At 69.0% G+C, this 25,758-nt stretch carries 28 protein-coding genes; 21 read left to right on the top strand and 7 right to left on the bottom strand.

The features are described 5' to 3' along the window. Positions 1 to 35: 35 nt before the first annotated feature. Positions 36 to 1,547 (bottom strand): NosD domain-containing protein, encoded by a 1,512-nt coding sequence (locus tag FHR56_RS20105; RefSeq protein WP_160946747.1) that lies wholly within the window; start codon positions 1,545 to 1,547, stop codon positions 36 to 38. 241 nt (positions 1,548 to 1,788) lie between these two features. Then, the gene (locus FHR56_RS20100; RefSeq protein WP_160946748.1) at positions 1,789 to 2,391 is read right to left on the bottom strand and encodes a class I SAM-dependent methyltransferase; all 603 of its coding nucleotides are present in this window, start codon (positions 2,389 to 2,391) and stop codon (positions 1,789 to 1,791) included. Between the two features lie 159 nt (positions 2,392 to 2,550). Here FHR56_RS20100 and FHR56_RS20095 point away from each other — a divergent pair, with 159 nt between their 5' ends. Then, positions 2,551 to 3,102 (top strand): gamma carbonic anhydrase family protein, encoded by a 552-nt coding sequence (locus FHR56_RS20095; protein WP_160946749.1) that lies wholly within the window; start codon positions 2,551 to 2,553, stop codon positions 3,100 to 3,102. Positions 3,103 to 3,111: 9 nt separating this feature from the next. On the opposite strand, the gene FHR56_RS20090 is transcribed toward FHR56_RS20095, so the two are convergent. After that, on the bottom strand, positions 3,112 to 3,636 hold the full coding sequence (locus FHR56_RS20090) for an Lrp/AsnC family transcriptional regulator (RefSeq protein ID WP_202406937.1): 525 nt from the start codon (positions 3,634 to 3,636) through the stop codon (positions 3,112 to 3,114). A 74-nt stretch (positions 3,637 to 3,710) separates the two neighbouring features. Here FHR56_RS20090 and FHR56_RS20085 point away from each other — a divergent pair, with 74 nt between their 5' ends. From FHR56_RS20085 to FHR56_RS20050, 8 genes are all read left to right on the top strand, one after another. Continuing rightward, positions 3,711 to 4,271, top strand: coding sequence for an alpha/beta hydrolase (locus FHR56_RS20085; RefSeq protein WP_160946750.1), 561 nt, complete (start codon positions 3,711 to 3,713; stop codon positions 4,269 to 4,271). Between the two features lie 126 nt (positions 4,272 to 4,397). Beyond that, the gene (locus tag FHR56_RS20080; RefSeq protein ID WP_160946751.1) at positions 4,398 to 5,321 is read left to right on the top strand and encodes a DUF2167 domain-containing protein; all 924 of its coding nucleotides are present in this window, start codon (positions 4,398 to 4,400) and stop codon (positions 5,319 to 5,321) included. A 173-nt stretch (positions 5,322 to 5,494) separates the two neighbouring features. Further along, the gene (locus FHR56_RS20075) at positions 5,495 to 6,172 is read left to right on the top strand and encodes an RDD family protein (RefSeq protein WP_184502845.1); all 678 of its coding nucleotides are present in this window, start codon (positions 5,495 to 5,497) and stop codon (positions 6,170 to 6,172) included. Then, a complete protein-coding gene (locus FHR56_RS20070; protein ID WP_160946753.1) occupies positions 6,169 to 7,227 on the top strand; it encodes a stage II sporulation protein M in 1,059 nt (352 codons plus the stop codon). Before FHR56_RS20075 ends, FHR56_RS20070 begins: the two co-directional genes overlap by 4 nt. Next, positions 7,217 to 8,914, top strand: coding sequence for a DUF4129 domain-containing protein (locus tag FHR56_RS20065; protein ID WP_160946754.1), 1,698 nt, complete (start codon positions 7,217 to 7,219; stop codon positions 8,912 to 8,914). Before FHR56_RS20070 ends, FHR56_RS20065 begins: the two co-directional genes overlap by 11 nt. Next, complete coding sequence (locus FHR56_RS20060) at positions 8,911 to 10,098, top strand: DUF4350 domain-containing protein (protein WP_184502844.1); 1,188 nt, start codon at positions 8,911 to 8,913, stop codon at positions 10,096 to 10,098. Before FHR56_RS20065 ends, FHR56_RS20060 begins: the two co-directional genes overlap by 4 nt. Continuing rightward, positions 10,095 to 11,087, top strand: a complete 993-nt coding sequence (locus tag FHR56_RS20055) for a MoxR family ATPase (protein ID WP_160946756.1) — start codon at positions 10,095 to 10,097, stop codon at positions 11,085 to 11,087. The genes FHR56_RS20060 and FHR56_RS20055 overlap by 4 nt, the downstream gene beginning before the upstream one ends. A 166-nt stretch (positions 11,088 to 11,253) precedes the next feature. Further along, positions 11,254 to 12,552, top strand: a complete 1,299-nt coding sequence (locus FHR56_RS20050) for a DUF58 domain-containing protein (protein ID WP_160946757.1) — start codon at positions 11,254 to 11,256, stop codon at positions 12,550 to 12,552. A 668-nt stretch (positions 12,553 to 13,220) separates the two neighbouring features. Here FHR56_RS20050 and FHR56_RS20045 read toward each other — a convergent pair. The 4 genes from FHR56_RS20045 to FHR56_RS20030 all read right to left on the bottom strand — a co-directional run bounded on the left by FHR56_RS20045 (position 13,221) and on the right by FHR56_RS20030 (position 17,121). Continuing rightward, on the bottom strand, positions 13,221 to 13,820 hold the full coding sequence (locus FHR56_RS20045) for a hypothetical protein (protein ID WP_160946864.1): 600 nt from the start codon (positions 13,818 to 13,820) through the stop codon (positions 13,221 to 13,223). Between the two features lie 67 nt (positions 13,821 to 13,887). After that, on the bottom strand, positions 13,888 to 15,069 hold the full coding sequence (locus tag FHR56_RS20040; RefSeq protein WP_160946758.1) for a glutathionylspermidine synthase family protein: 1,182 nt from the start codon (positions 15,067 to 15,069) through the stop codon (positions 13,888 to 13,890). A gap of 33 nt (positions 15,070 to 15,102) precedes the next feature. Further along, positions 15,103 to 15,657 (bottom strand): DUF1190 domain-containing protein, encoded by a 555-nt coding sequence (locus tag FHR56_RS20035; protein ID WP_184502843.1) that lies wholly within the window; start codon positions 15,655 to 15,657, stop codon positions 15,103 to 15,105. Positions 15,658 to 15,759: 102 nt separating this feature from the next. Beyond that, positions 15,760 to 17,121, bottom strand: coding sequence for a cellulase family glycosylhydrolase (locus FHR56_RS20030; RefSeq protein WP_160946759.1), 1,362 nt, complete (start codon positions 17,119 to 17,121; stop codon positions 15,760 to 15,762). Between the two features lie 244 nt (positions 17,122 to 17,365). Between FHR56_RS20030 and ilvD the strand changes: the two genes are divergently transcribed. The 12 genes from ilvD to FHR56_RS19970 all read left to right on the top strand — a co-directional run bounded on the left by ilvD (position 17,366) and on the right by FHR56_RS19970 (position 25,736). Further along, positions 17,366 to 19,204, top strand: coding sequence for a dihydroxy-acid dehydratase (gene ilvD / locus FHR56_RS20025; protein WP_160946760.1), 1,839 nt, complete (start codon positions 17,366 to 17,368; stop codon positions 19,202 to 19,204). A gap of 808 nt (positions 19,205 to 20,012) precedes the next feature. Continuing rightward, positions 20,013 to 20,669, top strand: coding sequence for a DUF4272 domain-containing protein (locus FHR56_RS20020; protein ID WP_160946761.1), 657 nt, complete (start codon positions 20,013 to 20,015; stop codon positions 20,667 to 20,669). 90 nt (positions 20,670 to 20,759) lie between these two features. Beyond that, the gene (locus tag FHR56_RS20015; protein ID WP_160946762.1) at positions 20,760 to 21,092 is read left to right on the top strand and encodes a hypothetical protein; all 333 of its coding nucleotides are present in this window, start codon (positions 20,760 to 20,762) and stop codon (positions 21,090 to 21,092) included. Between the two features lie 91 nt (positions 21,093 to 21,183). After that, positions 21,184 to 21,552 (top strand): hypothetical protein, encoded by a 369-nt coding sequence (locus FHR56_RS20010; protein ID WP_160946763.1) that lies wholly within the window; start codon positions 21,184 to 21,186, stop codon positions 21,550 to 21,552. A gap of 86 nt (positions 21,553 to 21,638) precedes the next feature. Beyond that, positions 21,639 to 22,175, top strand: a complete 537-nt coding sequence (locus tag FHR56_RS20005) for a hypothetical protein (RefSeq protein ID WP_260400344.1) — start codon at positions 21,639 to 21,641, stop codon at positions 22,173 to 22,175. A gap of 241 nt (positions 22,176 to 22,416) precedes the next feature. Continuing rightward, a complete protein-coding gene (locus FHR56_RS20000) occupies positions 22,417 to 22,650 on the top strand; it encodes a DUF1161 domain-containing protein (protein ID WP_160946764.1) in 234 nt (77 codons plus the stop codon). 82 nt (positions 22,651 to 22,732) lie between these two features. Further along, positions 22,733 to 23,035, top strand: a complete 303-nt coding sequence (locus FHR56_RS19995; RefSeq protein ID WP_160946765.1) for a hypothetical protein — start codon at positions 22,733 to 22,735, stop codon at positions 23,033 to 23,035. Between the two features lie 69 nt (positions 23,036 to 23,104). After that, the gene (locus tag FHR56_RS20740) at positions 23,105 to 23,404 is read left to right on the top strand and encodes a DUF2695 domain-containing protein (protein ID WP_237473121.1); all 300 of its coding nucleotides are present in this window, start codon (positions 23,105 to 23,107) and stop codon (positions 23,402 to 23,404) included. A 15-nt stretch (positions 23,405 to 23,419) separates the two neighbouring features. Further along, the gene (locus FHR56_RS19985; protein ID WP_160946766.1) at positions 23,420 to 23,713 is read left to right on the top strand and encodes a hypothetical protein; all 294 of its coding nucleotides are present in this window, start codon (positions 23,420 to 23,422) and stop codon (positions 23,711 to 23,713) included. Between the two features lie 29 nt (positions 23,714 to 23,742). Then, positions 23,743 to 24,081 carry a hypothetical protein gene (locus FHR56_RS19980; RefSeq protein WP_160946767.1) on the top strand — a complete coding sequence of 113 codons (339 nt, stop codon included), beginning with the start codon at positions 23,743 to 23,745 and terminating at the stop codon, positions 24,079 to 24,081. Next, complete coding sequence (locus tag FHR56_RS19975; RefSeq protein ID WP_017907682.1) at positions 24,078 to 24,467, top strand: VOC family protein; 390 nt, start codon at positions 24,078 to 24,080, stop codon at positions 24,465 to 24,467. Before FHR56_RS19980 ends, FHR56_RS19975 begins: the two co-directional genes overlap by 4 nt. A 270-nt stretch (positions 24,468 to 24,737) precedes the next feature. Further along, positions 24,738 to 25,736: an AI-2E family transporter gene (locus FHR56_RS19970; protein ID WP_160946868.1), complete on the top strand. Its 999-nt coding sequence runs from the start codon at positions 24,738 to 24,740 to the stop codon at positions 25,734 to 25,736. Positions 25,737 to 25,758: the final 22 nt, after the last annotated feature.

Raw genomic sequence — 25,758 nt, 5'->3', positions numbered from 1 at the left:
TCGCACCGTGCGAACGCCGGCGGATGCGGCGCGGCTCACGGTGCCACCGCCAGCGGCGCGCTCAGCGGCGAGGTCGCGCCGTCGTCGCTGGTGACGGTGGCGGTGAGCGTGGCCAGACCCGTGCTGTCGCCGTCCAGCGGCAGCGCGAAGCGGCCCTGCCCCTGTGCATCCACCGGCGCCTCGACGCGGCCGAGAAAGCGTTCGGCTTCGTCGTCGCCGGGCCGGCGATTGCCGAACAACTCCACGGTGTACAGATGGCCGGGGCGGCCGACGAAGCTGCCCTGCACCTGCGGCACGCCGGCGCCGCGCGCGATCGCGCGCAACTGCGGGGCGGCCTGGCCGTAGTTCGGCGGCGGTTGGCAGCCGTCCGCCGCGACGGCACCGCAGATCGCCGCGCGCTTGCGCGGATCCGGATCGACGCCGATGCCGCGCGAGCCGACGAAGGGCGCGTGTTCCAGGCCCGGCACGCCGAACACGATGGCGCCGCGTGGCTGGCCCGGCACGCAGGCGCCGCCGGCGAAACAACGTTCGATCTTCAGGCCGTTGCCGGACAGCAGGTTGGCGCTGAACCGGTTGGGTTCGCTGCGCGGCTGCGGGCGCACCGCGATGCCGATGCCGTTGCCGGTCAAGCGGTTGCCCTCGATGAGGTTGTCGCGGCCGGTGACGCTGACCCCGATCGAATTGCCGGCGAAGTCGTTGTCGGCGATGGTGTTGCGGTTGCCCCAGTTGATCTGCAGCCCGTCGGAGTAGCGCTCGAACCGATTGCGCAACACGGTGTTGTCGTTGCCCCACAGGATCTCGATGCCCTGCGAGGGCTCGGGGTTGGCGTCGGTGGAGCGGAACACGTTGTCCGCCACCAGGTTCCAGGCGGCGCCGCGGGTCAGTTCCAGGCCGTCGCCGTTGTCGAGGAAGGTGTTGCGCTCGATGCGGTTGCGCACCGTGGTGGTGGCGGTGGACTGGCCGTTGCCGTCGTCGCCGGTCAGCATCACCCCGGCGCCGCCGTGGTTGGCGACGATGCGGTTGTCGCGCAGCACATTGTCGCTGGCGCGGTTGAGCAGCACGCCGATGCAGAAGTTGCGGATCTCCAGGCCGCTCAGTTCCACGCCATGGGTATCGCGCAGCACCAGGCCCGGCAGCGTGGTGCTGCGCACGTTGGTGCCGAACTGACCCTTCTCCGCACCCGGGCAGGCGGCGGTGCCCTTGCCGTGGATGTAGCCGGCGCCGTCGATGGCGATGTACTGGCCATCATGCGCCCGCGCCAGGCCCACCACCTGCAGCGGCCCCTGCAGCGCCGGCAGCGGCGCGCGCGGGCGGATCACGTACGGCGGCGCGCCGACCGCGGCGATCTCGATGCGGTAGCGGCCGGGCGCCTGGTTGGCGGTGGTGATCGCCCAGCGCAGGGAGCCCGGGGCGTCGTCGTCGGCGTAGCGATCCACGGTGAGCACGCTGCGCTCCGGCGGCGCCGGCTCGGCCTGGTAGGCGCGCACGGCACCGGGAAGCAGGGCCGCCGCCAATAAGGCCAGGCCGCGGGAAAACGCACAGGACATGCACCATCTCCAACAGAATCGGGACCGCGCCGGCGGCAGGCGGCGCCGCGGCCGCCGGTGGCGCACGCGTCGTGCGCTGCCAGGCGCCGGAACAGGGGCAACGCTAGTTTTATCGCAGTGCACCATTCAAGTGCGAATATCGATTGTCGGTGCGTTTATCGCACAATCGGATCTTGGCCGCGTCGAACCCCGGCGCTTTGGAGGCGGCGGTGCAACCACGGCACATGCCAGGTGCGTGGCGCTACGCGGCGGCGGCCTTGCGCGCGATCAGCCGATGCACGCGCTTGCCGGAGGAGGCGCTGATGACTTCGTGGTCGTCGAGCACCTGCATGCCGCCGCCCAGCGCCGCACGCATCCGCGCCGCATCCAGCACGGTATACAGGCGGCCGTGCGCATCGCGCGGCGCGTCGTTTCCGGCCACCCGCCAGCTCAGGTACAAGGTGCCCTCCGGCATCAGCAGCTCGGCCAGCCGCGCGGCGGCGGCGGCCGCGTCCGCCTGGTCGAGATGCATCACCACCGTTTCGCACAGCACGTTGCGAAACGCGCCGGACGGGACGCCGTCCAGCGCCGGCAACGCGGCCAGCTCGAACCGCAGGTCGCGGTAGCGCCGCCGCGCCTCTTCGAGCAGCCCGGCGCTGGCGTCGTAGCCGCACACCTCGAAACCGCGCGCTGCGAGCCAGGCCGTATCGCGCCCCGCGCCGCAGCCGACGTCGGCGGTCGGCCCCGGCGCGAAATGCCGGCGGAGCAGTGCGTACATGTCCTCGGGCGCGGCCTGGTCGCGCCAGTCCTGCGCATAGCGCGCGGCATCGGCGTCGTAGGCCGCGACGGTCGGGCGATCCACCATGGCGATTGCTCCGCGACGGCGTCGCACGACGCCCGGCGTAGCTTAGCCCTTGTGTGCGACAGGCGTCGGGGGACGCGCCCCGCCGCGGCGGCCGGCCCGAGCGAGCGCGGTATCATCGGCGCCCGCGTGGCCGCCGGCCGCCCACCGCCGGAGAGCGCCATGTCCCCGATCCGCCCCTACCTCGACAAGACCCCGCAGCTGGGCGCGCGCGTCTATGTGGACCCCGCCTGCACCCTCATCGGCGACGTGGTGCTGGCGGACGACGTGTCGGTGTGGCCGGGCACGGTGATCCGCGGCGACGTCAACTACGTGCGCATCGGCGCGCGCAGCAACATCCAGGACGGCACCATCATCCACGTCAGCCACCACAGCCCGTTCAACGCCGCCGGCTACCCGACCCTGATCGGCGCGGACGTGACCGTCGGCCACGGCACCATCATCCACGCCTGCACCATCGAGGACCTGTGCCTGATCGGCATGGGCGCGTGCATCCTGGACGGCGCCACGGTGAAGAAGTACGGCTTCGTCGGCGCCGGTGCGGTGGTCGGCCCGGGCAAGACCGTCGGCGAGGGCGAACTGTGGCTGGGCAATCCCGCACGCAAGGCGCGCATGCTCAGCGACAAGGAGATCGAGAGCCTGCACTACTCGGCGCAGCACTACGTGCGGCTGAAGGACCGCTACCTGGCCGCGGCCGCGGCCGCGCCGCAGTAGGCCGCACCGCTACTCGGCCGCCAGCGCCAGCAAGGCGCGGCCGATCGGGCGCGGCGGCTCGCTGCGCAGCACCACGCTGGTGGTCACCGCACCGAAGCGCGCCAGCGCATCGATGACCGGCTCCAGTTGCGCCGGCGCAGGCACCAGCACGCGCAGCACGAAGCAGTCCTCGCCGGTGACCCGATGCACGTCCAGCACCTGCGGCATCTGCGCGAACTGTTCCAGGCAGGCGCCGATCTGCGCATGCGTGGTGCGCAGGCGGACGATGGCCGAGGTCGCCAGGCCCAGCGCGCGCGGGTCGACCCGGGCGGTGTAGCCGGTGATCACCCCCTGTTCCTCGAGCCGACGCACACGCTCGGACATCGCCGGCTGCGACAGCCCGATGCGCCGCCCCAGCGCCGCCAGGGCGATGCGCCCATCGCACTGCAGCGCCTCCAGGATCGCGTAATCCAGGGCATCGCCCCGCCAGGTCTTCGCCGCCACTCGCCTCGCCCCCTCGTCACGCACCGTGGATTCATCGGAAAAACGCCGCATGGGCCGATGCATTGCCATGGCGATGCCGGGCAGGCATCGCGACACTCATGCTTTCTTCCGACGGAGCGTAGCGCATGCAGGACGTGGTGATCGTACCGGGCATCGGCGACTCGGGACCGCAGCACTGGCAAACCCTCTGGCAGCAGCACGACCCGCGCATGCGCCGGCTGCAGCCGGCCTCGTTCGCGCAACCGCAGCTGCACGACTGGCTGCGCGCACTCGACCACTGCGTGCAGCGCTGCGCCACGCCGCCGTTGCTGGTCGCGCACAGTCTGGGCTGCCTGCTGGTCGCGCATTGGGCCGCGCGTGCCGAACGCCTGCCACGCGGCGCCTTCCTGGTCGCGGTGCCCGACCCGGACAGCGCCGCGTTTCCGCATGCGCACGCCGCCAGTTTCGTGCCGGTGCCGACCGCGCCGCTGCCGTTTCCCAGCCTGATCGTGGCCAGCAGCGACGATCCGTACGCGGCGCCGTCCTACAGCCGCCGCTGCGCGGCCGACTGGGGCAGCGGACTGGCCGCACTCGACCGCCTGGGACATCTCAATGCGGCCAGCGGCCTGGGCGCATGGCCGCACGGCGCGCAGTTGCTGGCCGCCTTCGACGCCGGCCTCGGACCTGCGCCGGCCTCCCCCGCCTGAGCGCCACCGACGCAGCGCCGGCGGGATGCCGCGCGGCGCCGCGCACGGGGAAAATACGCGCTCGCGACTGGCGCACCGCGCGCGCTTGCGCGACACTACGCGTCTCTGGCGTGGGGACGCCACCGAATGGAATCGCCGATGATCAAGACTTCGCTGCGCGGCCTGCTGGCCGCTTTTTTCTGTGCGCTGTGCACCACCGCCGTCCCGGCGCTGGCCCAGGACAGCGGCCCGGACATGACCGCCGAGCAGTTCGTCGGTTCGCTGCATTTCCGCGACGGCCATATCGAACTGCCGCAGGCCAAGGTGCATTTCGACCTCGGCCCGGCGTTCCGCTTCCTGGACAAGACCGACGCGCGCCGGGTGCTGGAGAGCTACTGGGGCAACCCGCCCGACGACGACGTGCTGGGCCTGATCGTGCCGCGCCACCCCGCGCTCGACGAGAAGGGCAGCTGGGCGGTGGTGGTCACCTATTCCGACGACGGCTACGTGTCCGACGAGGACGCCAGCAAGATCGACTACCAGGCCATGCTCAAGGACATGCAGGACGAGACCCGCGAGTCCAACGCGCAGCGCAAGAAGGCCGGCTACGAGCAGGTCGACCTGATCGGCTGGGCCGTGCCGCCGCGCTACGACACCGGCAGCAAGAAGCTGTACTGGGCGCGCGAGCTGGCGTTCGCGGGCGAGCGCGAGCACACCCTCAACTACGACATCCGCGTGCTCGGCCGGCATGGCTACCTCAGCCTCAATGCGGTCTCGGGCATGGGCGAACTGGCGCAGGTGCGCGAGGGCATGCAGCAGCTGCTGCCGATGGCCGAGTTCGACAGCGGCGCGCGCTATGCCGACCACAACCCGTCCACCGACAAGATCGCCAGCTACGGCCTGGCGACCCTGATCGGCGGCGGCCTGGCGGCCAAGGCCGGCCTGTTCGCCAAGCTCGGCCTGCTGCTGGCCAAGGCCTGGAAGCTGGTGCTGGTCGGCCTGATGGCCCTGGTCGCCGGCGTGCGCAAGCTGTTCTCCGGGCGCCAGCGCGACGGCGGCACGGTGCGCTGATCGGCGCCGCCGGCGCGCTGGGCAATTCACGCCTTGCCGGCTAAAGTGCCGCTTCGGAAGCAGGACGCAGTCGAGAGCAGCATGCCGCTACAGGCAGCCGGCCGAACGGAAGGACGGCCTCCCCACATCGCAGGCGCCCCTGTCCGCCGCGCCACGCGGCGGCGGTGAACCGCATGCTCGATACCTACCGCGAGGTCATCACGCCCGAGGGCGTGCCGCTGCAGCTGCCGGCCGCCGGCGCGGTGCCGCGCGCGCTGGCCTGGTTGATCGATCTGGCGCTGCGCTTCGCCCTGCTCACCGCCATGGGCATGTTCCTCGGCCTGCTCGGCGGCCTCGGCCAGGGCCTGTACCTGGTAGCGATGTTCCTGGTGTTCTGGGGCTACCCGATCGTGCTGGAGGGCTGGCGTGGCCAGACCCTGGGCAAGCAGGCGCTGGGCCTGCGCGTGGTGGCGCGCGACGGCGCGCCGGTGGGGTGGATGGCGGCGATCACCCGCAACCTGCTGCGCACCGTGGACATGCTGCCGTTCGGCTATGCGGTCGGGCTGATCGCCTGCCTGTTCGATGCGCATTCGCGGCGCCTGGGCGATCTGGTCGCAGGCACGCTGGTGGTGCACCAGCCGCCGCGCGAGGACGCGGCGCTGCCGCCGATCGCCAGCGCGCTCGCGCCGCCGCGGCCGCTGCTGCCGGCCGAACAGACCGCGCTGATCGCCTTCGCCGAGCGCGCGCCGCGGCTCACCCCCGAGCGGCAGCTGGAGCTGGCCGCGCTGGCGCAGCCGCTGACCGATGCGGCCGGCCAGGCCGGGGTGCTGCGCCTGTATGCGATGGCCAACTGGCTGCTGGGCCGCCGATGAAGCAGGAACAGTTCGTCCTGCGCCATCAGCACGAGTGGCAGGCGTTCGAGGCCTGGCTGCAGCGCAGCGGCAGCGGACGCAAGCCGGCGAAGGCCGCCGACACCACCGTCGACCCCAAGCACGCGGCCGTGCCGCCGAGCCCGGGCCCAGACCAGCCGCCACCGCTCGCCGACGAAGACATGCCGGCACGCTACCGGCGCGTGTGCCATCAACTGGCGCTGGCGCGCAGGCGTGGCTACAGCCCGCAGGTCACCGTGCGCCTGCAGCACCTGATGCAGCAGGGCCATACCGTCCTGTACCGGGCGCCGCGTCCGCGCTGGCGGCGCGCGGCGGAGTTCCTGTTCGCCGAGTTCCCGCAGCTGGTGCGCAGCCAGGCCGGCTACATGGCCGCGGCCACCGCGCTGTTCGTGGTGCCGCTGGTGACCCTTTTCGTGCTGCTGCAGTTCCGGCCGGAACTGATCCACGGGCTGATGGACCCGATGCAGGTCAGCCAGATCGAACGCATGTACGACCCGGCCGCAAGCGCGCAGAAGCTCGGTCGCGACAGCGGCACCGACTGGCAGATGTTCGGCCACTACATCATGAACAACATCAGCATCGGCCTGCGCACCTTCGCCAGCGGCCTGCTGGCGGGGCTGGGCACGGTGCTGGTGCTGCTGTTCAACGGCATCACCATCGGCTCGGTGGCCGGGCACCTGCACCAGATCGGCTACGGCGTCACCTTCTGGCGCTTCGTCGCCGGGCATGCGCCGTTCGAACTGACCGCGATCGTGATCGCCGGCGGCGCCGGCCTGCAGCTGGGACTGAAGGTGTTGGCGCCGGGACGACGGCGGCGCATCGATGCGCTGGTGGAGGGCGGCAAGATCGGCGCCCGGCTATGCCTGGGCGTGGCGGCAATGTTGCTGGTGGCCGCCTTCATCGAGGCGTTCTGGTCGTCCATCGCGACCGTGCCGGCGTGGATCAAGTACAGCGTGTCGGCGGTGCTGTGGACGCTGGTGCTGACGTGGCTGTGGCGCGGCGGGCGCGGCCGGGCGGAGGCCATCGATGCGGATTGAGCGCCTGGACGTGGTGCTGCGCGCACGCTCGGCCTGGGAAGCGATGGAACTGGGCAGCGCCCTGGTCCGCCGCCACGCCGGGGCGATCTGGAAGCCCTGGCTGCTGGTCACCCTGCCACTGTTCGCCGTGCTCAACCTCGGCGCCTGGGCGATCGACCAACTGTGGCTGGCGCCGCTGCTGCTGTGGTGGCTGAAGCCGGTGCTGGACCGGATTCCGCTGTTCGTGATCTCGCGCGCGGTGTTCGGCGACGTGCCGCGCGTGCGCGACACCGTGCGCGCGCAGGGCACCTGGGGCTGGCGCACCCTGCTCGGCTACCTGACCTGGCGCCGGCTGAGCCCGGCGCGCAGCGTGTTCATGCCGCTGGAGCTGCTGGAAGGCGCGAGCACCGACCAGCAGCGCGAGCGCCGCCGCACCCTGGGCGGGGCCATCTACGGCCATGCGCTGCTGATGGCCAGCGTGTACTGGCATTTCGAAGCAATGCTGTGCCTGGCCTGCATCGCCACGATCTTCCTGTTCGTGCCCATCGACCTGCTGCCGGAAACCGCGCGCGCGGCCTGGTCGCTGATCGGCCAGCAGACCCCGGTGTGGGCCGACCTCGGCTTCAACGCCATCGGCTGGCTGGCGATGACCCTGATCGAACCGTTCTTCGTCGGCGCCGGCTTCGGCCTGTACCTCAACCGGCGCACCCAGCTCGAAGCCTGGGACGTGGAGATGGCGCTGCGCCGGATGGCCGAGCGCCTGCGCGATGCCGCGCCGCTGGCGCTGCTGTGCGTGGCCCTGCTCGCCGCCCCAGCCGCAGCGCTGCGTGCGCAGCCAGTGGCCGACGACACGGCAGTGCAGACTGCGGCAGCGCCGGCCACAGCCGACGACACGCGCGATGCCGATGGCGAAACCGCCACCGACTCGGACTCGGACGCAGATGCCGACACCGACACCGATGCCGACGGCAAGACGCCTGCCGCACACGCCACCGAGCGCCACCACCATGGGGCGCGCCCGGTCCCGTTGGACGAGGTGTTCGACACCGTGCCCGCCGCCGATGCGCGCTTCGCCCGCGCCGCCGACCGCGCCTACGCCGACCCGCTGCTGACCGCCAAACGCACCATCGGCTACTGGAAGAAGCGCAATCCCGACGAACCGCCCAAGCCGGACGACAAGGAGCGCAACCTCACCCCGTTCGGCGAATGGCTGCAGGCCGCGGGCCAGGCCATCGCGTTCATCGGCAGATGGGGCATGTGGCTGTTGGCGGGGATCGTGCTGCTGGTGCTGCTGCTGACCGCCAAGCACTGGCTGCCGTGGATGCGCGGCGGCGGACGCCGACGCGCGGCGGTGCCGGCGGCGCCGGAGCACGTGCCGGTGCTGGCGCCGCAGCCGCTGCCCGACGACGTGGCGACGGTGGCGCGGCGCGCCTGGCGCGAGGGCCGCCACCGCGACGCGCTGGCGCTGCTGTACCGGGCCAGCGTGGCGACGCTGTGCGAGCGCGCCGACCTGGTGCTGCCGCCCAGCGCCACCGAGGCGCAGTGCCTGCGCGCCGCGCAGCGCCTGCCCGATGAGACCGACCGCGGCCTGTTCGCGCGCATGGTGCGAGTCTGGCAGCACGCCGCCTACGCCGGCCGCCTGCCCGAGGACAGCGCCTTCGATGCGCTGGTCGACGACCTGCAGCGGCAGTTCCGGTGGCAGGCATGAACAGCGGCACGCGCAATGCGCTGATCTTCCTGGTCGGCCTGCTGTTGGCCAGCGTCGCCGCGGCCTGGTTCTTCGGCCGCTACGAACGCGCCGAGCGGGTGATCGTGTTGCCGCCGCGCGGCGAGGCCGCCTACAACCCGCTGTACGCGCTGCGCCAGACCCTGCGCGCCGACGGCGTGCGCGCCGAGTCGCGGCAACGCCTGGACCTGGCGGCGATGCGCCTGCACCCACACGACAGCGTGGTGCTGTACGGCGATCCGCGCATGCTCGGCCAGGCCGACAGCGACGCCTTGCTGGACTGGGTGGAGCATGGCGGGCATCTGGTGCTGCGCACGCCCACCGCAGAGGTCAAGCCCGGCGATGTGCCGATCCTGGAAGCGCTGGACATCACCGTCGCTGCGCGCAGCCCCGACAACTGCCTGATGATGGCGGTGCCGGGCGCGGCGCCGCAGAAAGTCTTCTGCGACGGCCGCCGCTTCCACATCGATCCGGACACGCCCAGCAACTGGTGGAGCGGCGAAGACGACGACTTCGTGTTTGCGCGCGTGCCCTACGGCGACGGCAGCGTGGACGTGCTGTCGCAACTGGATTTCCTCGAGAACCAGGACAGCCGGATCGGCAAGATGTTCGATGGTTCGCCGATGCAGAACGACCCGGTCCTGCGCGGCGGCGGGCTGCGCGAGGCCGGCAACCGCCTGCTCGCCCGCCAGGTGCTGGGGCCGAACTACGGCCAGGGCACCATCCACCTGGTCTATTCGGCCGAACTGCCGTCGCTGTGGCGCACCCTGTTCACCCGCGGCTGGCCGGCCTGGCTGCCGGCGCTGCTGATCCTGCTGGCCTGGCTGTGGTCGCGCATGCAGCGCTTCGGGCCGCTGCGCGCCGCACCGCCGGCCGACCGCCGCTCGCTGCTGGAACACGTGCGCGCCAGCGGCGAACACCTGCTGCGCTACGGCCGCGCCGACCTGCTGCACGCGGCGGTGCGCGAGGCGTTCCTGGCGCGGCTGCGCCGGCGCGCGCCGATCGCCGCCGCGCTGGAGGGCCCGGCCCAGGCCGCCGCCATCGCCGACCGCCTGCAGCTGCCGGTGGCGCAGGTCGAACAGGCGCTGCAGCCGCCACCGCCCCACCAGCCCGCCGCCTTGCGCGAGCGCATCCGCCTCCTCGTCCAGATGAGAAACCAGTTATGACCACCGCCTCCTCCGACGCCGTCGCGCCGCTCGCCGGCCCTGCCCTGATCGAACGCGCCGAGGCGATCCGCGCCGCGGTCGGCCACGCCTTCATCGGCCAGCCGCAGGTGCTGGAGCAGATCCTGATCGCGCTGCTGGCCGGCGGCCATGTGCTGATCGAGGGCGTGCCCGGCCTCGGCAAGACCCTGCTGGTGCGCGCGCTGGCGCAGGCGCTGGAACTGAACTACGCACGCGTGCAGTTCACCCCGGACCTGATGCCCAGCGATGTCAGCGGCCACGCCGTGTACGACCCCAAGACCGAGAGCTTCAAGATCCGTCGCGGCCCGGTGTTCACCCACCTGCTGCTGGCCGACGAGATCAACCGCGCCCCGGCCAAGACCCAGTCGGCGCTGCTAGAAGTGATGCAGGAAGGCCAGGTCACCATCGAAGGCACGGCCTTCCCGCTGGCGCCGCCGTTCCTGGCCCTGGCCACGCAGAACCCGGTGGAGCAGGAAGGCACCTACCCGCTGCCGGAAGCGCAGTTGGACCGCTTCCTGCTGAAGATCCTGATCGACTACCCGCAGCTGGAGGACGAGGCGCGGATGGTCGCCGCGGTCACCAGCGGCCGCAGCGCCGGCGACTTCGACCTGTCGCAGGTGCCGCGCGTGCTGGGCGCCGAGGACGTGGTGGCGATGCAGGCCGGCACTGCCGCCATCGCCGTCGACCCGCAGGTGATCGACTACGCCGTGCGCATCGTCGCCGCCACCCGTCGCTGGCCCGGCATCGCCCTGGGCGCCGGCCCCCGCGGCAGCATCGCCCTGGTCCGCGCGGCGCGCGCGCAGGCGGTGCTGTCCGGCCGCGACTTCGTCATCCCCGACGACATCCGCGACGTGGCCAAGCCGGCCCTGCGCCACCGCATCGCCCTGGCCCCGGAACTGCAGATCGAAGGCCAGAGCGCCGACGACGCCCTGAGCGCCCTGCTGGCCAAGGTGGAGGCGCCGCGGAAATGAGGTGGTGGGAGGCTGGGAGAACGGTCGCGACCCGGGACCCGGGACCCGGGACCCGTAAAAGCGAAGGCGTACAGCCGCGGAGGCTATGTGCGTTACGTCGCGACCACCGGTCCGGCATCCTGCTGTTCCGGGTCCCCGGTCCCGGGTCCCGGGTCCCGAGCCCCCCATGAGACCCGCCCCGCCCCTGCTGGCCCTGCTCGCACTGTGGGCGCTGTGCGGCCTGGCCGTGGCGCTGGGCTGGCTGCCGCTGTGGAGCTGGCAGGCGGCCGCGGCAGGCATCGCGCTGGTCGCGGCGCTGGATGCGTGGCGGCTGTGGCGGCGGCCGACGCCGCAGGTGCGCCGCGAGTTGCCCGAAGCGCTGCCGCTGGGCGTGCAGCGCGAGGTCGTGCTGCACCTGGACAGCGCGCAGCGCCAGCGCGTGGATCTGTTCGACCTGGTGCCCAGCGGCTGGGAACTGCAGGGCCTGCCGCAGCGCATGACCCTGCCCGCCGCGCACCAGACCCAGGTGCGCTATCAACTGCGCCCGACCGCGCGCGGCCGCTTCGCCTTCGACGGCACCCACCTGCGCTTGCATGCGCCCTGGCGCCTGTGGTGGCAGCAACGCCTGGCCGGGTCGGCGCAGACCGTGCGCGTGTATCCGAACTTCGCGCCCCTGACCCGCTTCGCCCCGTTCAGTGCGGAACAGGCCTCGCGTCTGGTCGGCGCGCACCTGAAGCGGCGCCGCGGCGAAGGCACCGACTTCCACCAGATGCGCGAGTACCGCATCGGCGACAGCCTGCGCCAGATCGACTGGAAGGCCACCTCGCGCGCGCGCAAGCTGATCTCGCGCGAGTACCAGGACGAGAAGAACCAGCAGTTGCTGATGCTGATCGACACCGGGCGGCGGATGCTGGCCAGCGAACGCGGCCTGTCGCACTTCGACCATGTGCTCAATGCGGCGCTGGTGGTGTCGTACCTGGCGCTGCGCCAGGGCGACGCGGTGGGCATGATGGCCAGCGGCGGCGAGGCGCGCTGGGTGGCGCCGCAACGCGGCATGGCCACGGTCGACGTGCTGCTGCGCGCCAGCTACGACCTGCAGCCGCAGCCGGTGGCCACCGACTACCTGGCTGCGGCCACCGAACTGTCGCTGCGCCAGCGACGCCGCGCGCTGGTGATGCTGGTCAGCAACGTACGCGACGAGGACATCGAGGACCTGCTGGCCGCGGTGCGCCTGCTGCAGCGCCGCCACCTGGTCTGCGTGGCCAGCCTGCGCGAGCGCGAGCTGGACCAGGCGCTGAGCGAGGACGTCCACGACCTGCCGCAGGCGGTGCAGGCCGGCGCGGTGGCACGCTACCTGCAGCAACGCAGCGCCGCGCACGACGCCCTGCGCAGCCACGGCGTGATGGTGCTCGACGTCACCGGCGAGGAGCTGCCCGCCGCGCTGATCGAGCGCTACCTGGCGGTGAAGCGCGACGGCTTGCTGTAGCGCGCCTTGGCTAGGGCGGCGTTGCGCCTTCCCGTTCTTGGTTTGGATGCCAGCAGCCAGCACAGCGCCGTAGCGTGGCAACGCAGGTGCGAGCGGTTGTTGTTCCGCTGCAATCGCCGCCCCCATGTAGGAGCGGCTTCAGCCGCGACGGGCACGCTGTCGCGGCTGAAGCCGCTCCTGCAGTGCCCTCGGTGCAGGCCACCGAAAGAGACTGAGCGGCATGCCCCCATCCATTGCGCAGATCGCGCGAATCACCTGAAAGGCAAAATGCGCACGGACGCTGCGTACACGCCCGACGTCGCACGCATAGCCACGGACGTTGCCGTCGCCATCGGCCGTTCGAACCGATGCCGCCGGCGCACGAACCCTGGCGTTTGAGCAACGGACCGAGCACCTCGGTAATCTGCAGAAGGATGCTGTCCTTGGTCTTGTCGGTCATGACCGGTGCACTACTGGCGTATCGCTTGCGCCGGCGCGCAAACCCGGAAACTCCAAGCGCGCGCTCCGCCTCGGCGTTCCGACGCTCGCCGCATCACCCATGGAAGTCCAACGCCCCAACCAGCACCACATCGTCGTTGCCGCGAGGCGCGCCAACCGCGCCGGGCCGATTGCATCCACAGCCAGCACGCGCACGACCACGGCGGCAGCGCCTCGCACTCCACCGCCGCTCACGTCGCCGCAGGCACCGGCGGCAACTGCGCACCGGCCTGCTGCAGGCGCTGCAGCGTCCGCAGCATCAGCGGCCGGTGCCGCGCCAGCTTCATCCACGCCGGCAAGCGCGCCACCATCGAGCGGCCGAACAGACCGCGGCGTTCGCGCAGCGTCGCCGCCACATAGTCCTGCAGTTCCTGCAGATGGCGCGGGTTGTAGGCCCACAGCACGCCGGCGCGGGTCGGCGCGACCAGCGCCAACGGCAGGCCGAAATGCGGATCGCAGGGCGATCCGTCGCGCACACGGTACGCGGTGACGGCCACCGGGCTGCTCTTTCCGCACTGCGCGCAACGTCCGGACAAGGTTGCCGGTGGAGATGCTGCGCCGGTCGATGTCGCACGCACCCGGACCCATTTGTGTCCGCAATGCCCGCAGGCGCGATGGCCTTCCAGCTGCACCGCCCCCACCCAGTCGTCGGCGTCGCTGTCCAGCCCCGCGGCGCACTCTCCGCAACGGAAGCGTGCCTGCCAGCGATACGGCTCCCACTGCGCCAGCACCCAGCCCGGCGCGCCGCAGCGATGGCAGCGCACCGCCACCTGGTCCGCATAGGCGGCCAAGGGCGTGCCGTCGTTGCGATGCCGACGCGGCGCGCCAGGCGACGCCGCTTCGGCGCGCGACTGCGACTCAGGCATACAGCACGCCAGGCCGCGCGTCCTCGACGATGGCGTGCGGCAGGAACCGCGCGCTGTCGCGGGTGATCGGGCCATCGTCCTCGCGGATGCCGATGCCGCAGGCGCGGTCGCCGACGATCCAGCTGCCGACCATCGGGTAGCGGCCCTCGAACGCCGGCAGCGGATGCGCCTGCTGGCGGACATACGGCCCGGCATAGGGCCCGTCGCTCTCCAGCACACGGCCATCGTCCAGGTGCAGCACGATGTTGGCGCCCTCGCGCGAATGCAGCGGCTTGCGCACCCAGCCCGGCGGCAAGGCACTGCCGTCATCGAACGCGGCCGGCAGCAGGTTGGGATGGCCGCGATGGCGCTCCCACAGCAGCGGCAGGATGCCCTTGTTGCTGAGCAGCGCCTTCCACGGCGGCTCCAGCAGGCGCAGGCCCGAGCCCAGCAGGGCCTGGCCGAAGCGCTCGGCGAACATGTCCTCCAGCGGATACAGCTTGAACAGCGCGCCGATCACCGTGTCGTCCAGATCGGTGTAGCGGCCATCGCTGGACAGGCCGATGTCCTCGATCGCGATCAGCTCGCCGCCGACGCCGGCCTGCGCGGCGCAGTCGCGCAGGTAGGCGACCGTGCCCTGGTCCTCTTCCGAATCGCGCACCGCGGCGAAGTACAGCGGCGGCGGCAGCCAGCCGGCGAGCGCGGCGAAGCGCTCCAGCAAGGCCTCGTGGATGGAGTTGAACTGGTCGGCGTCGTCCGGCAGGCGGCCCTGCGCGCGCTGGTCCTCCAGCCACTGCCACTGGAAGAACGCCGACTCGAACAGCGAGGTCGGCGTGTCGTAGTTCAGTTCGTACAGCTTGGCCGGGCCACGGCCGTCGTAGGCCAGGTCCAGGCGCCCGTACAGATGCGGCTCGCGGCGCCGCCAGCTGTCGGCGATCCAGTCGCGGAACGCCGGCGGAATCGCCAGCTGCTGCATCAACGCCTCGCTGGCGACGATCTCGTCGAGCAGGCCCATCGCCATCGCATGCAGTTCGGCGCTGGGATCCTCCAGATCGCGTTCGATCTGGCGCAGGCTGAACGCGTAGTAGGCGCGTTCGTCCCAGTAGCGCTGCCCGTCGATGGTGTGGAAACGGAAGCCGTACTCCGCGGCCTGGGCGCGCCAGTCGCCGCGCTCGACGATCGCGATGCGTTTCATGCGGGGTCTCGTGCGATGGAAAGAGAGCCGGGCTCAGCTGCCGAAGCCGCGCCCACCGCCGGATTCGCCGAAACCGCCGCGGCTGACGGTGACCGCCCGATTCGGCGTGGCGCCGATGTGGGTCATGGTCTGGTTGCCGCGCAGGCTGCTGCCGGCCGCGGCCGCGCCGGCACCGCCGGAATAGGACGCCGGCCGCTGCCACTGGTCCTGCCGGTCCTGGTAGGCGGGCGCGGCATTGAACCCGGCGGCGCGGTTGTTGTTGAGCATCTGCGACAGGAAGAAGCCGGTCATCATCGGCCCGATGAAGGAGTGGCCGTGGCTGTCGCGCTGCTCCACGCAGCGCTCCGGCGCATAGTCCTGCGCGCACTGCTCGCGGCTGGCGTACTTGGGCCCCTGCTCGGCGGCCTGCTTCTGCGCCTGCGCGAACGCCTCGCGGCAGGTGGCGATGTCGTGGGTCTGCGCCACGCAGGCATCCACCGAGGTGTACAGGCCTTCCTGCGCCTTGGCTTCCGGCTCGCGCCCGCAGGCGGTGAACAGCAGCGGCGCGGCGCTCATCAACAGCAAGGCGGTCGTCTTCGACCTTTTCATGGCAACGTCTTCCTGAGTCCAGCCACGATGATGCCCGGTTCCGCCGGCCGCGGAAACCCGCGGCCGGCGGTTGGACGTCGCTGCGGACGCAGTCGCGACGCGTCAGCTCGTCGGCGGCGGCGGCACGTAGCTGGACAGGCGCGCGTCGAAATACGGCTGCACCGCGGCGATGTTGGACTTGACCTGGATGTCCATGCCGACGTCGCGGCTCATGCCCAGCACGTCGTTGTCCGGCCAGCCGGGCCCGAAGCACCACTGCGTGCTGGGGATGTTGTTGGCCTGCAGGTGCGCGAGCATGCGCTTGGTCGCCAATTCCGCGCTGGCATTGCCCGCCGGATAGCCGTGCTCGCCGAGAAAACCGCGCTTGCCTCTGTGTGCCAGCCAGTCGATGAACGGCGCGACCATCTCGATGCCGGTGTCCGGCGCAACGGATTCATTGGGATTGGCCCATGCGCCTCCGCCTTGGCCCTCGTTGTCGAGGTAGTTGTGCGCCTCGTAGACGATGCGGTCGTACGGGTCGGGGATCGTGTCCAGGTTGTTCGACGCCTCTTTCCAACGGCGGGCGCTGGCGTATTCGTTGCCGCAGACGAACACATAGTGGGACCGGTCGAAATCGAAGATGCGCGCCGCGGTGGCGGTGGCGGTGCGCAGCCAGTGGTCGGCCATTACCAGCTTGCTGCCGTCGGCGTTGTACTCCGGCCCCTCGTAGGGCTCGTTCATCAGGCCCCAGCCGAAGATCGCCGGATGCGAACGGAAGCGCTGCACGATGCGGCTCCACAGATCCGGCAGGCCGGCGGCGTTGTACAGCGTGCAGCCCGGCGTGCCGATCACGCGGTACTCGTAGAGCTTGAGCAGGGTGTCGGCCGGGTCGAAATAGGCCAGGTACAGGAAATTGCCCTTGCGGTAGGTCCCGTTCCACACCGATTGGTCGGCGGGGTCGGTGACCGCGCGCCCATCCGGCCCGATCAACTGCCCGGATCCATCGCGCCGGTAACCGGACTTGCTCGCGACCTTGATCGGCAGGCGCATGTAGTCGTGCAACTCCAGGATCGCCACCTTGCCGCGCTGCGCGAGCCGATTCAGCACCTGCTCGACCTGGTCGCAATACGTGGCGTTGAGCGGCATGCCCTGGCCGGTGCTGAAGCGTGCGGCGGTGGTGGGCAGGCGGAACAGCGGGCAGGCGCCGGCGGCGGCGATGTGCTGGTCGCGGATGTCGCGGTAGTGCCGGTCGATGATGGCGTTGTCCACGAAGTTGTTGGACGCCAACCCGGACAGGTTGAGGCCTGCGAACGGCAGCGTGCCGGCGGCACGGGCCTGGCCGCCAAGGCCCCAGAGTGCAGCGCCGGCGGCAATGCCGACACCGGCGCGCAGCACGCTGCGGCGGCCCGGATCGACCGGGGTGGAGGCAAGGGACGGGGTGGGGGAGGAAACAGCGGAAGACGACGAACGCACATGCCGAAGCATGGACACCTCCTGTGGTCGTGATGGGCGAGCCGGGCCTACGCCCCCTGACGCACCGGCCTCCGCAGTCTGCCAAGCGGGTGCGGACAGGTCTGCGACCCGCTTCGCACTCCTGGCCGGGGCGCGGCGGCGCCAGCGCGCGTGCTAACGTGAACGGCCCACCCGGTGGCCGCCGGGACGGTTGCAGCAGCAACGATCCGATCGCGCCACCATCGCCAGCCTCCCCGCCCGCACGTTCGCTGCTCCCATGCCCGACTATCGCTCCAAGACCTCGACCCACGGCCGCAACATGGCTGGCGCCCGCGCACTGTGGCGCGCCACCGGCATGCAGGACGCCGACTTCCACAAGCCGATCATCGCCATCGCCAATTCCTTCACCCAGTTCGTGCCCGGCCACGTGCACCTGAAGGATCTCGGGCAGCTGGTCGCGCGCGAGATCGAGCGCGTCGGCGGCGTGGCCAAGGAATTCGACACCATCGCCGTGGACGACGGCATCGCCATGGGCCACGACGGCATGCTGTACTCGCTGCCCAGCCGCGAGATCATCGCCGACTCGGTCGAGTACATGGTCAACGCGCACTGCGCCGACGCACTGGTGTGCATTTCCAACTGCGACAAGATCACCCCCGGCATGCTGATGGCCGCCCTGCGCCTCAACATCCCCACCGTGTTCGTCTCCGGCGGGCCGATGGAAGCCGGCAAGACCAAGCTCGCCGACCACAACCTGGACCTGATCGACGCGATGGTGATCGCCGCCGACCCCACCGCCTCCGACGAGAAGGTCGCCGCGTTCGAGCGCAGTGCCTGCCCCACCTGCGGCTCCTGTTCGGGCATGTTCACTGCCAACTCGATGAACTGCCTGACCGAAGCGCTGGGCCTGGCCCTGCCCGGCAACGGCACCGTGGTCGCCACTCATGCCGACCGCGAGCAACTGTTCCTCAAGGCCGGCCGCACCGCAGTGGAACTGTGCCACCGCTGGTACGGTGCCGAAGACCCGCGCGCGCTGCCACGCGGCATCGCCACCTTCGAGGCGTTCGAGAACGCGATGACCCTGGACATCGCGATGGGCGGCTCCACCAACACCATCCTGCACCTGCTCGCCGCCGCGCAGGAAGCCGAAGTACCGTTCACCCTGCGCGACATCGACCGCCTGTCCAAGCGCGTGCCGCAGCTGTGCAAGGTGGCGCCGAACACGCAGAAGTACCACATCGAGGACGTGCACCGCGCCGGCGGCATCGTCGCCATCCTCGGCGAACTGGCGCGCGGCGGCCTGCTGCACACCGACCAGGCCACCGTGCACAGCCGCAGCCTGGCCGACGCCATCGCGCAGTGGGACATCACCCAGAGCGACGACCCCGCCGTGCAGACCTTCTACCAGGCCGGGCCAGCCGGCATCCCCACCCAGGTCGCCTTCAGCCAGGCCACGCGCTGGCCGAGCCTGGACGCCGACCGCGCCACCGGCTGCATCCGCGACGTCGCCCACGCCTACTCGCAGGAGGGCGGCCTGGCGGTGCTGTACGGCAATATCGCCGAGGACGGCTGCGTGGTGAAGACAGCCGGCGTGGACGAATCCATCCACGTGTTCGAGGGCAACGCCAAGGTGTTCGAAAGCCAGGACGCCGCGGTCAAGGGCATCCTCGCCGACGACGTCAAAACCGGCGACGTGGTGGTGATCCGCTACGAAGGCCCCAAGGGCGGCCCCGGCATGCAGGAAATGCTGTATCCGACGTCGTACCTGAAGTCCAAGGGCCTGGGCAAGCAATGCGCCCTGCTCACCGACGGCCGCTTCTCCGGCGGCACTTCCGGCCTGTCAATCGGCCATGCCTCGCCCGAGGCCGCGGCCGGCGGCGCCATCGGCCTGGTCCGCGACGGCGACCGCATCCGCATCGACATCCCACAGCGCCGCATCGACCTACTGGTCTCCGACGCGGAACTGGCCACGCGCCGCGCCGACCAGGACGCCCGCGGCTGGAAGCCGGCTGAGCCGCGGCCGCGGAAGGTGAGCACTGCATTGAAAGCCTATGCGTTGCTGGCGACCAGTGCGGACAAGGGGGCGGTGCGGGACAAGGCGATGCTGGATGGGTGAGGTGTTGTCATGGAGGCCGTGGAGTTCCACGGTCTTCATGGCGCTTTGGCATCGCACTGTGGGAGGGACTTCAGTCCCGACGCGGGATCACAAACGCCGCTGCTGCATTATTTTTCCTGACGCCTTTGACGCTCGCCGCCGCCCCTAGACCATCCAGCGGACTGCGCACCGCTGGACTTCCTCGAACAGGTGGCCGGCCCGCTATGCTGAGGCCCAACAATTCGTCCAAGCCGATGCCGCTTCGCGGCGAGGCTTAACTCAGACGTTAGCCCTCACAAATGACATCACTCGTCACACAAGAAGATGCTCTCTCGTATCACAAGGCTACTGGCTGTCCACTCGCGCGCGCATCCGTCGTGCTTGCTGCCATGGAGCCCTTGCTGCGCGAGCGCGTTCTATTGGCCAGTCAGCAGTTCCAAAGTTCTCGCGGCCTTCGTGACCGCTAGAGTTCGCACCAGAAACTTCCGCACTTATCGAATCCGCTTGCGCCGAGGCTACGGAGCGTGCAAGGGCGTCGGGACGCACCGGGCGAGGAAGCTGCCATTTTATTTGGCAGGAGCAGGCTCGTATTCTTTACGAGCGGTACAATCTTGTCTGGTTTTCACCAAAAGCAATGAACCCCGGCGTCGTGTATGACTAGGCAGGCTAACCATTCGTTCAAGGCGGATGGCTTCGCCGCCGCTTAACTCAAGCGTTACGTGCCCCCATGCATTCTCGCTCTCTTGCCTCAGTTCTGATGCTTCTCGCGCTGTCTTCCTGTGCGCAAGAGACATCCCCTATCGAAGATCGGAAGGAAAAGATCAAGGTCATGGAATCCAACGCAACAGGGGCGTCGCTCGAGCGGAGAACACGTTCAGTCGCCCGACTCAAATCGGAAGGGGTGCCAGTCATCGAACATCTTCCGGCAATTGAGGATGTCCGAGATGTCAAACGCAGGACCAAAGAGGAAATTGCGTGGCGGGCAATGGCCCTACTAGTCGTGGCCGTTAAAGGTGAAGGCCTAGAGCAGCCTATTGTCGACAAGATCGTCAAAGACTATGGTCTCGATGGACACTTCACGCCCAACGAGGCGGCCTTCGTTCAGCAGCAATCTCCTACTACCCATGACCGAATCCAGTTTGCTTGGCGTTATGAGGCTGCATGGACTCTGCTGTGGTCGCTTGGCTACGTCGAGGCGTTGGGAAAGCCCACCGAAATCTGCGACGTCCCACGCGCTGTGAAGTTCCTACACGAACGCACTTCCTCACAGTTTATTTCTGATTCCAAGCTACGGCCCATAGAAGAGATCCTGGATGAGGCGGATCTAATCTATCGCTATCACTGGGCGGTAGTTGATGCCAGGATAAACGGCAAGCAAGCCCCAGCATCTCTAGATCCGGGAGTAACCATGGAGAGGCACCATGCCCTCAACTGGCTCATTGGATATATGGATCAAGAGTGGGATGACATCTCGACAGACACCTAACAATTCATTCAAGCCAACGCCTTTGGCGCTGTTTAGCTTAGGCGTTATACGCCAATGGATGCGTACCAGTTACTCGAACAAACCGCGCCCATGCTGGATGATGTCCTCGGGCGCATCGGGCTTCACCAAACGGGCGCGCCTCTCGATCCCGCTTCGGTTGCACCGCACCTTGATCGCTGGCTGAAGGATCAGCAGGTCCCGGAAGAAGACGTTGGTTTCCTAGTCATGATCGTCGGTGGATTCATCGTCCAGTACCTCCTTAGGGTCGCAGGTGCTGAAGCGCTGGTTGCGGAAGGCTTTCCGGCGATCAGGCTGCCCGTGGCCGATGTCGTCGCGCGCGAGTTCGACCCATATGCGGCTGCCGCTGGTCTGGTCCGCGGCGACCGGGAACTGGCCGCCTTCCTTTCTAAGGCTGGCAGCTAAAAATTCGTCCAAGCCGACGCCGCTTCGCGGTGCGGCTTAACTCAGGTGTTAGAAACAAAACTCGCTCCTAGGCATACAAGATTACTACAACATGGATGATTTAGAAGAGTACCCAAACCGCGAAGAATTCCTAAGTTCACTGTGGAGCGAAATCATCAATTCGCCGATGCAGGAGGTCTGGATAGACAATGTAATCAATACATCGCAGCAGCACCCCGATGGTCCATTCGGGGACGTCGGCCCTGTCCTGGAACGACTGCTTTCTTTGGGAGCATCGAGACGCGACCTGTCCCTCATCTATCGCATGGCATCCTATGAGGCCGTGTTCGACACGCTCTATAAAATGGCGGATCCAGGGGTCAAACCAGATGACGCGCCCATGCTGTTTGAGGACCTGCTTGGGTCGGACCCATCGGGTCTGGACGCCGGGCCTGGTTCAGCGCCAGAGAAGAACGCCTAATAGTCGATGCAAAATTTACCGAAGGTCGACGGCGTCGTTTACGCACTCCACCTTCCCTTGACATGGTCCGCCGCGAAAGGCAAAAAATGAAGAAGACAATGGCAGGCATCGCCATGACAGCGGCCTTGCTGGGCCTGCCGCTCGCAGCACCGGCTTCGGAGCCAGTGTCATCCATCACCAAGGCGACACTGCAGGAATCCGATAGCGAGTACCAACACAGCCCGCTCTGCGAGAAGGAAGAGCTCACGCTGTGGACCTGCCAAACGCGCAAACGCGTGTTCTCGCTGTGCTCGTCGAAGCTAGTCAACCGGACCTCGGGCTACCTGCAGTATCGGGCGTCGGAGGGTGGGAAGCTGGTGCTGCATTACCCCGCCGAGAAGAAGCCGCCGACAGGATTTTTTAGCTATCGCTCGTTCTTGAACGGCAACGCATCGATCGAGTTCAGCAACGGCGGCTACCGGTACAGCCTGTTCGACCCGCTCCGATCCGCCTCGTCCATCTCCGTCTCCGGACCTGGAGCGTCGGACAAGACCACGCAGATCGCCTGCGGCCCCAACCAGACGCTGCAGCTCAACTACACGATGCGGCTGATGTATGACTCGGGCATCTGGGCCGATCCCTGAATGCGATGCAGCACGACTCGCACACCCTCACCAGCGCGTCGCCTGCCGCGGCTGGCGCTGTGGACGGCCAGGGCGTGCGACGGTCTTGGCGATGGGCGCAATCGGCAAGTTGCTACACTCGATACGAGCATCCAGGTCTCACCAATCGCTCGCCATAGGCAAATGTTCGGCTCCACCGTGAAGTTCAGTACCTCATTTTGCTGGCTCCGAAAGATCCCTTTCCTCCACCATCGGCCCCATCATGAAATACGCGATCGCCTTCCTGTTACTTGCCCTCGCTTCGTCGCCGGCGCTTGCCCGCAAGAATTGCGATGAATTGAAGGCCGAGCTCACTGCGAAACTCGATGCCCACGGTGTCAAGGACTACACGCTGGAGATCGTCGACAGCGCCGACGTCAAGGATCGCAAGGTCATCGGCAGTTGTGCGGCGGGAAGCAAGAAGATCGTGTACAGCAAGAACAAGCCGTCGACGTAGGCGACAGGAGCTGTTACGTCATGCATGCAAGGTGGTACAACCCCGCGCAGGGCGTCGTCCTCGCGCATCGCAGGAGGGCGCCATGCAGGTAGTGGAGCACGAACCGCTGGCCTGGTTTCTGCTGCGCGACGGCGAGACGCTTCTGCTTGACGTCAACTGCAGCCATGGCCCGGTCGGTTACGCGTGGACCATGGCGCTAACTGCCCAGGAAGTTGCGCAGTACCGCGCGCTCGGGCGTGATTTCATCGCGCAGCTCGCCGAGCGCGTGCAGTCGACCGCGCCGGGGGTCTTGGGCAATCGTTCGCCATATCTGGTTCGCAAAGCAGATGTCGAGACGCGCCAACGTGTCACCCTGACCATCAAGGCCTGGATCCGGGCCGGCTGATCATCCGGCGCGCGTCGTGCTCCCCGACTACTTACGCGGCACCATCGTTTTCCTCCAGCGACATCGACAATGACACAAGACACCAACGCTCAAGGTCGCAAAGCGCTCCGCAGCACGAAGGAGTCCGAGCAGCGCGCATCATCTGACGAGGCAGCCCTTCCGCTCCCGAAGGAAATGCTCTGGGCCTTGTTCGATCACTTGAATGACGCGCTCGCCGATGGCTGCGATCATTCCTTGCGGCTCACCACCCAGTTCCTCGCGTCCCACGGCGTCGCTCCGGAGTCGGTCATCCCTTGGCTTGGCGCACACGGCGGCTTCTGCGATTGCGAGGTGCTTTTCAATGTCGAGGAGCGCTGGGGCAAGCCGTGACCGGACAGCTGCCTGATGCATGACATGCCGCATCACTTCCTCGCCGATCTGCATCTGCTTCCTGCGCAATCAGGAAGCAAGGCAACTGCGCTCGCCTCCGGCCAATGGTGCGCCATTCTCTGCATCGATCAGCAACCGTGGTCGGCCCGTCTCACCTTTTCCGGTCGCCCGTCGCCCGGCGATACGTTCCGGGCCGCGGTACAGTTGTTGATGCCTGACGCAATTGCACATTTCCCGGCGGGCGCCGATTTCACGCTCTGGGCGAACGGCAACGCGGGGACAGGCCACGTGGTCTCGAGTACGGCCTGACAAACACCGCGGTCCACCCGGAGCCCCACATGCACGTCGACATCACCCACCACGTGGATGCCAGCGAGCCCGACGACGCGGACGGCTACTACTACGCCTACACCCTCTATCGCTTCAGCGACGGCCACAACCAGTTGGTGGCGCGCAGCTACGACGACGAGGCGGACCAGGCGCATTTCCTGAGCATCGAGGTGGGCGGACGCGCACGGACGATGACCGATGCGGATCTGCGGCATCCCCTGCTGCTGGCTGCCGCGGCGTATCTGGGCGAGGCCGGCAAGCGTAGACTGCGCTGGCTGAGCGGCCGCGGCGACGGTTACGAGCCACTGCCGGGACAGCCCACCATCGGACCAGCGGAGGTTCCATGAAACGCGTCACCGGGATCGGCGGCATCTTCTTCAAGGCGCAGGATCCGGCCGCGTTGCAGGCCTGGTACCAGCGCCATCTCGGCATCGACGTGCAGGCCTGGGGCGGCACTGCCTTCGCCTGGAACGACGGCAGCGGCGCACCAGTGACCGGCTCCACCGTCTGGTCGATCGGCGCGGCGGCGCAGGAACCGCACTTCTCGCCCGGCACGGCCCCTTTCATGATCAATTACCGGGTGCACGATCTGCACGCCCTGGTCGCGGCGCTGCGCGAGGAAGGCTGCCACGTGCTGGACCGCATCGACGAATCCGAGTATGGCGCCTTCGCCTGGGTCATCGACCCGGAAGGCAACAAGGTGGAACTCTGGCAGCCACCCGCCGGCCAGTAGCGTTGGCCTCGGCCGGTCGGTTGGTCGACCGATAGCGCCGCACGCCCGACCAACGAGCGTCGAAACCACCCCACACGCCGGCATCGCCCACGCGCCGACCGGTGGGCAGGCGCCGCCGACGGGCGGCGCGCGATCTTCGCCCTCCCTGCACCGCCCTGCCACTACTGTCCGCGCTCATTGTCCTGATCGGGATCCGCGCCACCGATGAATGCCTCGCTCCCGAATTCCCCCTCGCCCCTGCGCGCGTTCACGGCGCGGGTCCTGGTCGTCATGGCGCTGGGCGCGCTGGCGCTGCTGGCCTGGCAGTTGTCGGAGCTATTGCTGATCGTGTTCGGCGCGGTGGTGGTTGGCGTGCTGCTGCACGGGCTGGCCACGCTGTTGCGCAAGTGGTTGCCGCTGCCGGAGTGGGCGGCGCTGGCGCTGGTGATCCTGGTGCTGGTGCTGGCGCTGTCGGCCATCGTGCTGCTGTTCGGCGCCGAGGTCGCCGCGCAGATCGACACCTTCCGCGCGACCTTGCCGGCGGCCTGGAACAAGTTCCATGCGTGGCTGCAGTCCGGCCCGCTGGGGCCGCAGATCGAGCGCATCCCCGACCAGTTGCGCGACGGCGCCTCGACCCTGGCCACGCACGCCGGCGCGATCGTGCTGTCGGCCGGCGGCGGCGTCACCGACGCGGTGCTGATGATGGTCGGCGGGCTGTACCTGGCCGCGCAGCCGGCGCTGTATCGGAAGGGCCTGCTGCACCTGCTGCCGCGCGACCGTCGCGGCGTCGCCGACGAGGCGTTGACCGCCAGCGGCCAGGCGCTGCGTGCGTGGCTGACCGGGCAGTTGCTGGCGATGGCGGTGATCGGCACCCTGACCGGCATCGGCCTGTGGCTGCTGGGCGTGCCGGTGGCGCTGGGCATCGGCCTGTTGACCGCGCTGCTGGACTTCATCCCCATCGTCGGCCCGATCGTGGCCGCGGTCCCGGCGATCCTGCTGGGCTTCACCGTCAGCCCGCAGGTGGCGCTGGGCGCGCTGCTGCTGTTCGTGGTGCTGCAGCAACTCGAGGGCCACGTGCTGCAGCCCCTGATCCAGGCGCGTGCGGTGGACCTGCCGCCGGCGTTGCTGCTGTTCTCGCTGTTCGGCATCGGCGTGCTGTTCGGGCCGATGGGCGTGGTGCTGGCGGCGCCGCTCACCGTGGTGCTCTACGTGCTGGTCAAGCGCCTGTACGTGCAACATGCGCTGGGCGATGCCGAAGGGGCAGACGGGGCCGGAACGCCCGCCGCCTGATCTGCGGTGCGATCCACCACGA

The sequence above is a fragment of the Xanthomonas sp. F10 genome (assembly GCF_014206815.1).
GTDB lineage: Bacteria > Pseudomonadota > Gammaproteobacteria > Xanthomonadales > Xanthomonadaceae > Xanthomonas_A > Xanthomonas_A indica.
The sequence above is the reverse complement of the archived record's forward strand: the minus strand, read 5'-3'. Positions and strand labels throughout refer to the sequence as shown.

What these genes read in the sequence shown, in the direction of transcription:
- FHR56_RS20080 (WP_160946751.1), top strand. Translation starts at nt 4,398, where the DNA reads ATGGAATCGCCGATGATCAAGACTTCGCTGCGCGGCCTGCTGGCCGCT.
- FHR56_RS20105 (WP_160946747.1), bottom strand. Translation starts at nt 1,547, where the DNA reads ATGTCCTGTGCGTTTTCCCGCGGCCTGGCCTTATTGGCGGCGGCCCTG.
- FHR56_RS20065 (WP_160946754.1), top strand. Translation starts at nt 7,217, where the DNA reads ATGCGGATTGAGCGCCTGGACGTGGTGCTGCGCGCACGCTCGGCCTGG.
- FHR56_RS20015 (WP_160946762.1), top strand. Translation starts at nt 20,760, where the DNA reads ATGCTGGATGATGTCCTCGGGCGCATCGGGCTTCACCAAACGGGCGCG.
- FHR56_RS19970 (WP_160946868.1), top strand. Translation starts at nt 24,738, where the DNA reads ATGGCGCTGGGCGCGCTGGCGCTGCTGGCCTGGCAGTTGTCGGAGCTA.
- FHR56_RS20005 (WP_260400344.1), top strand. Translation starts at nt 21,639, where the DNA reads ATGAAGAAGACAATGGCAGGCATCGCCATGACAGCGGCCTTGCTGGGC.
- FHR56_RS20040 (WP_160946758.1), bottom strand. Translation starts at nt 15,069, where the DNA reads ATGAAACGCATCGCGATCGTCGAGCGCGGCGACTGGCGCGCCCAGGCC.
- FHR56_RS20030 (WP_160946759.1), bottom strand. Translation starts at nt 17,121, where the DNA reads ATGCTTCGGCATGTGCGTTCGTCGTCTTCCGCTGTTTCCTCCCCCACC.
- FHR56_RS20740 (WP_237473121.1), top strand. Translation starts at nt 23,105, where the DNA reads ATGACACAAGACACCAACGCTCAAGGTCGCAAAGCGCTCCGCAGCACG.
- FHR56_RS20100 (WP_160946748.1), bottom strand. Translation starts at nt 2,391, where the DNA reads ATGGTGGATCGCCCGACCGTCGCGGCCTACGACGCCGATGCCGCGCGC.
- FHR56_RS20085 (WP_160946750.1), top strand. Translation starts at nt 3,711, where the DNA reads ATGCAGGACGTGGTGATCGTACCGGGCATCGGCGACTCGGGACCGCAG.
- FHR56_RS19980 (WP_160946767.1), top strand. Translation starts at nt 23,743, where the DNA reads ATGCACGTCGACATCACCCACCACGTGGATGCCAGCGAGCCCGACGAC.
- FHR56_RS20090 (WP_202406937.1), bottom strand. Translation starts at nt 3,636, where the DNA reads ATGCGGCGTTTTTCCGATGAATCCACGGTGCGTGACGAGGGGGCGAGG.
- FHR56_RS20035 (WP_184502843.1), bottom strand. Translation starts at nt 15,657, where the DNA reads ATGAAAAGGTCGAAGACGACCGCCTTGCTGTTGATGAGCGCCGCGCCG.
- FHR56_RS20010 (WP_160946763.1), top strand. Translation starts at nt 21,184, where the DNA reads ATGGATGATTTAGAAGAGTACCCAAACCGCGAAGAATTCCTAAGTTCA.
- FHR56_RS19995 (WP_160946765.1), top strand. Translation starts at nt 22,733, where the DNA reads ATGCAGGTAGTGGAGCACGAACCGCTGGCCTGGTTTCTGCTGCGCGAC.
- FHR56_RS20075 (WP_184502845.1), top strand. Translation starts at nt 5,495, where the DNA reads ATGCTCGATACCTACCGCGAGGTCATCACGCCCGAGGGCGTGCCGCTG.
- FHR56_RS20000 (WP_160946764.1), top strand. Translation starts at nt 22,417, where the DNA reads ATGAAATACGCGATCGCCTTCCTGTTACTTGCCCTCGCTTCGTCGCCG.
- FHR56_RS19975 (WP_017907682.1), top strand. Translation starts at nt 24,078, where the DNA reads ATGAAACGCGTCACCGGGATCGGCGGCATCTTCTTCAAGGCGCAGGAT.
- FHR56_RS19985 (WP_160946766.1), top strand. Translation starts at nt 23,420, where the DNA reads ATGCATGACATGCCGCATCACTTCCTCGCCGATCTGCATCTGCTTCCT.
- ilvD (WP_160946760.1), top strand. Translation starts at nt 17,366, where the DNA reads ATGCCCGACTATCGCTCCAAGACCTCGACCCACGGCCGCAACATGGCT.
- FHR56_RS20055 (WP_160946756.1), top strand. Translation starts at nt 10,095, where the DNA reads ATGACCACCGCCTCCTCCGACGCCGTCGCGCCGCTCGCCGGCCCTGCC.
- FHR56_RS20020 (WP_160946761.1), top strand. Translation starts at nt 20,013, where the DNA reads ATGGAATCCAACGCAACAGGGGCGTCGCTCGAGCGGAGAACACGTTCA.
- FHR56_RS20050 (WP_160946757.1), top strand. Translation starts at nt 11,254, where the DNA reads ATGAGACCCGCCCCGCCCCTGCTGGCCCTGCTCGCACTGTGGGCGCTG.
- FHR56_RS20060 (WP_184502844.1), top strand. Translation starts at nt 8,911, where the DNA reads ATGAACAGCGGCACGCGCAATGCGCTGATCTTCCTGGTCGGCCTGCTG.
- FHR56_RS20095 (WP_160946749.1), top strand. Translation starts at nt 2,551, where the DNA reads ATGTCCCCGATCCGCCCCTACCTCGACAAGACCCCGCAGCTGGGCGCG.
- FHR56_RS20070 (WP_160946753.1), top strand. Translation starts at nt 6,169, where the DNA reads ATGAAGCAGGAACAGTTCGTCCTGCGCCATCAGCACGAGTGGCAGGCG.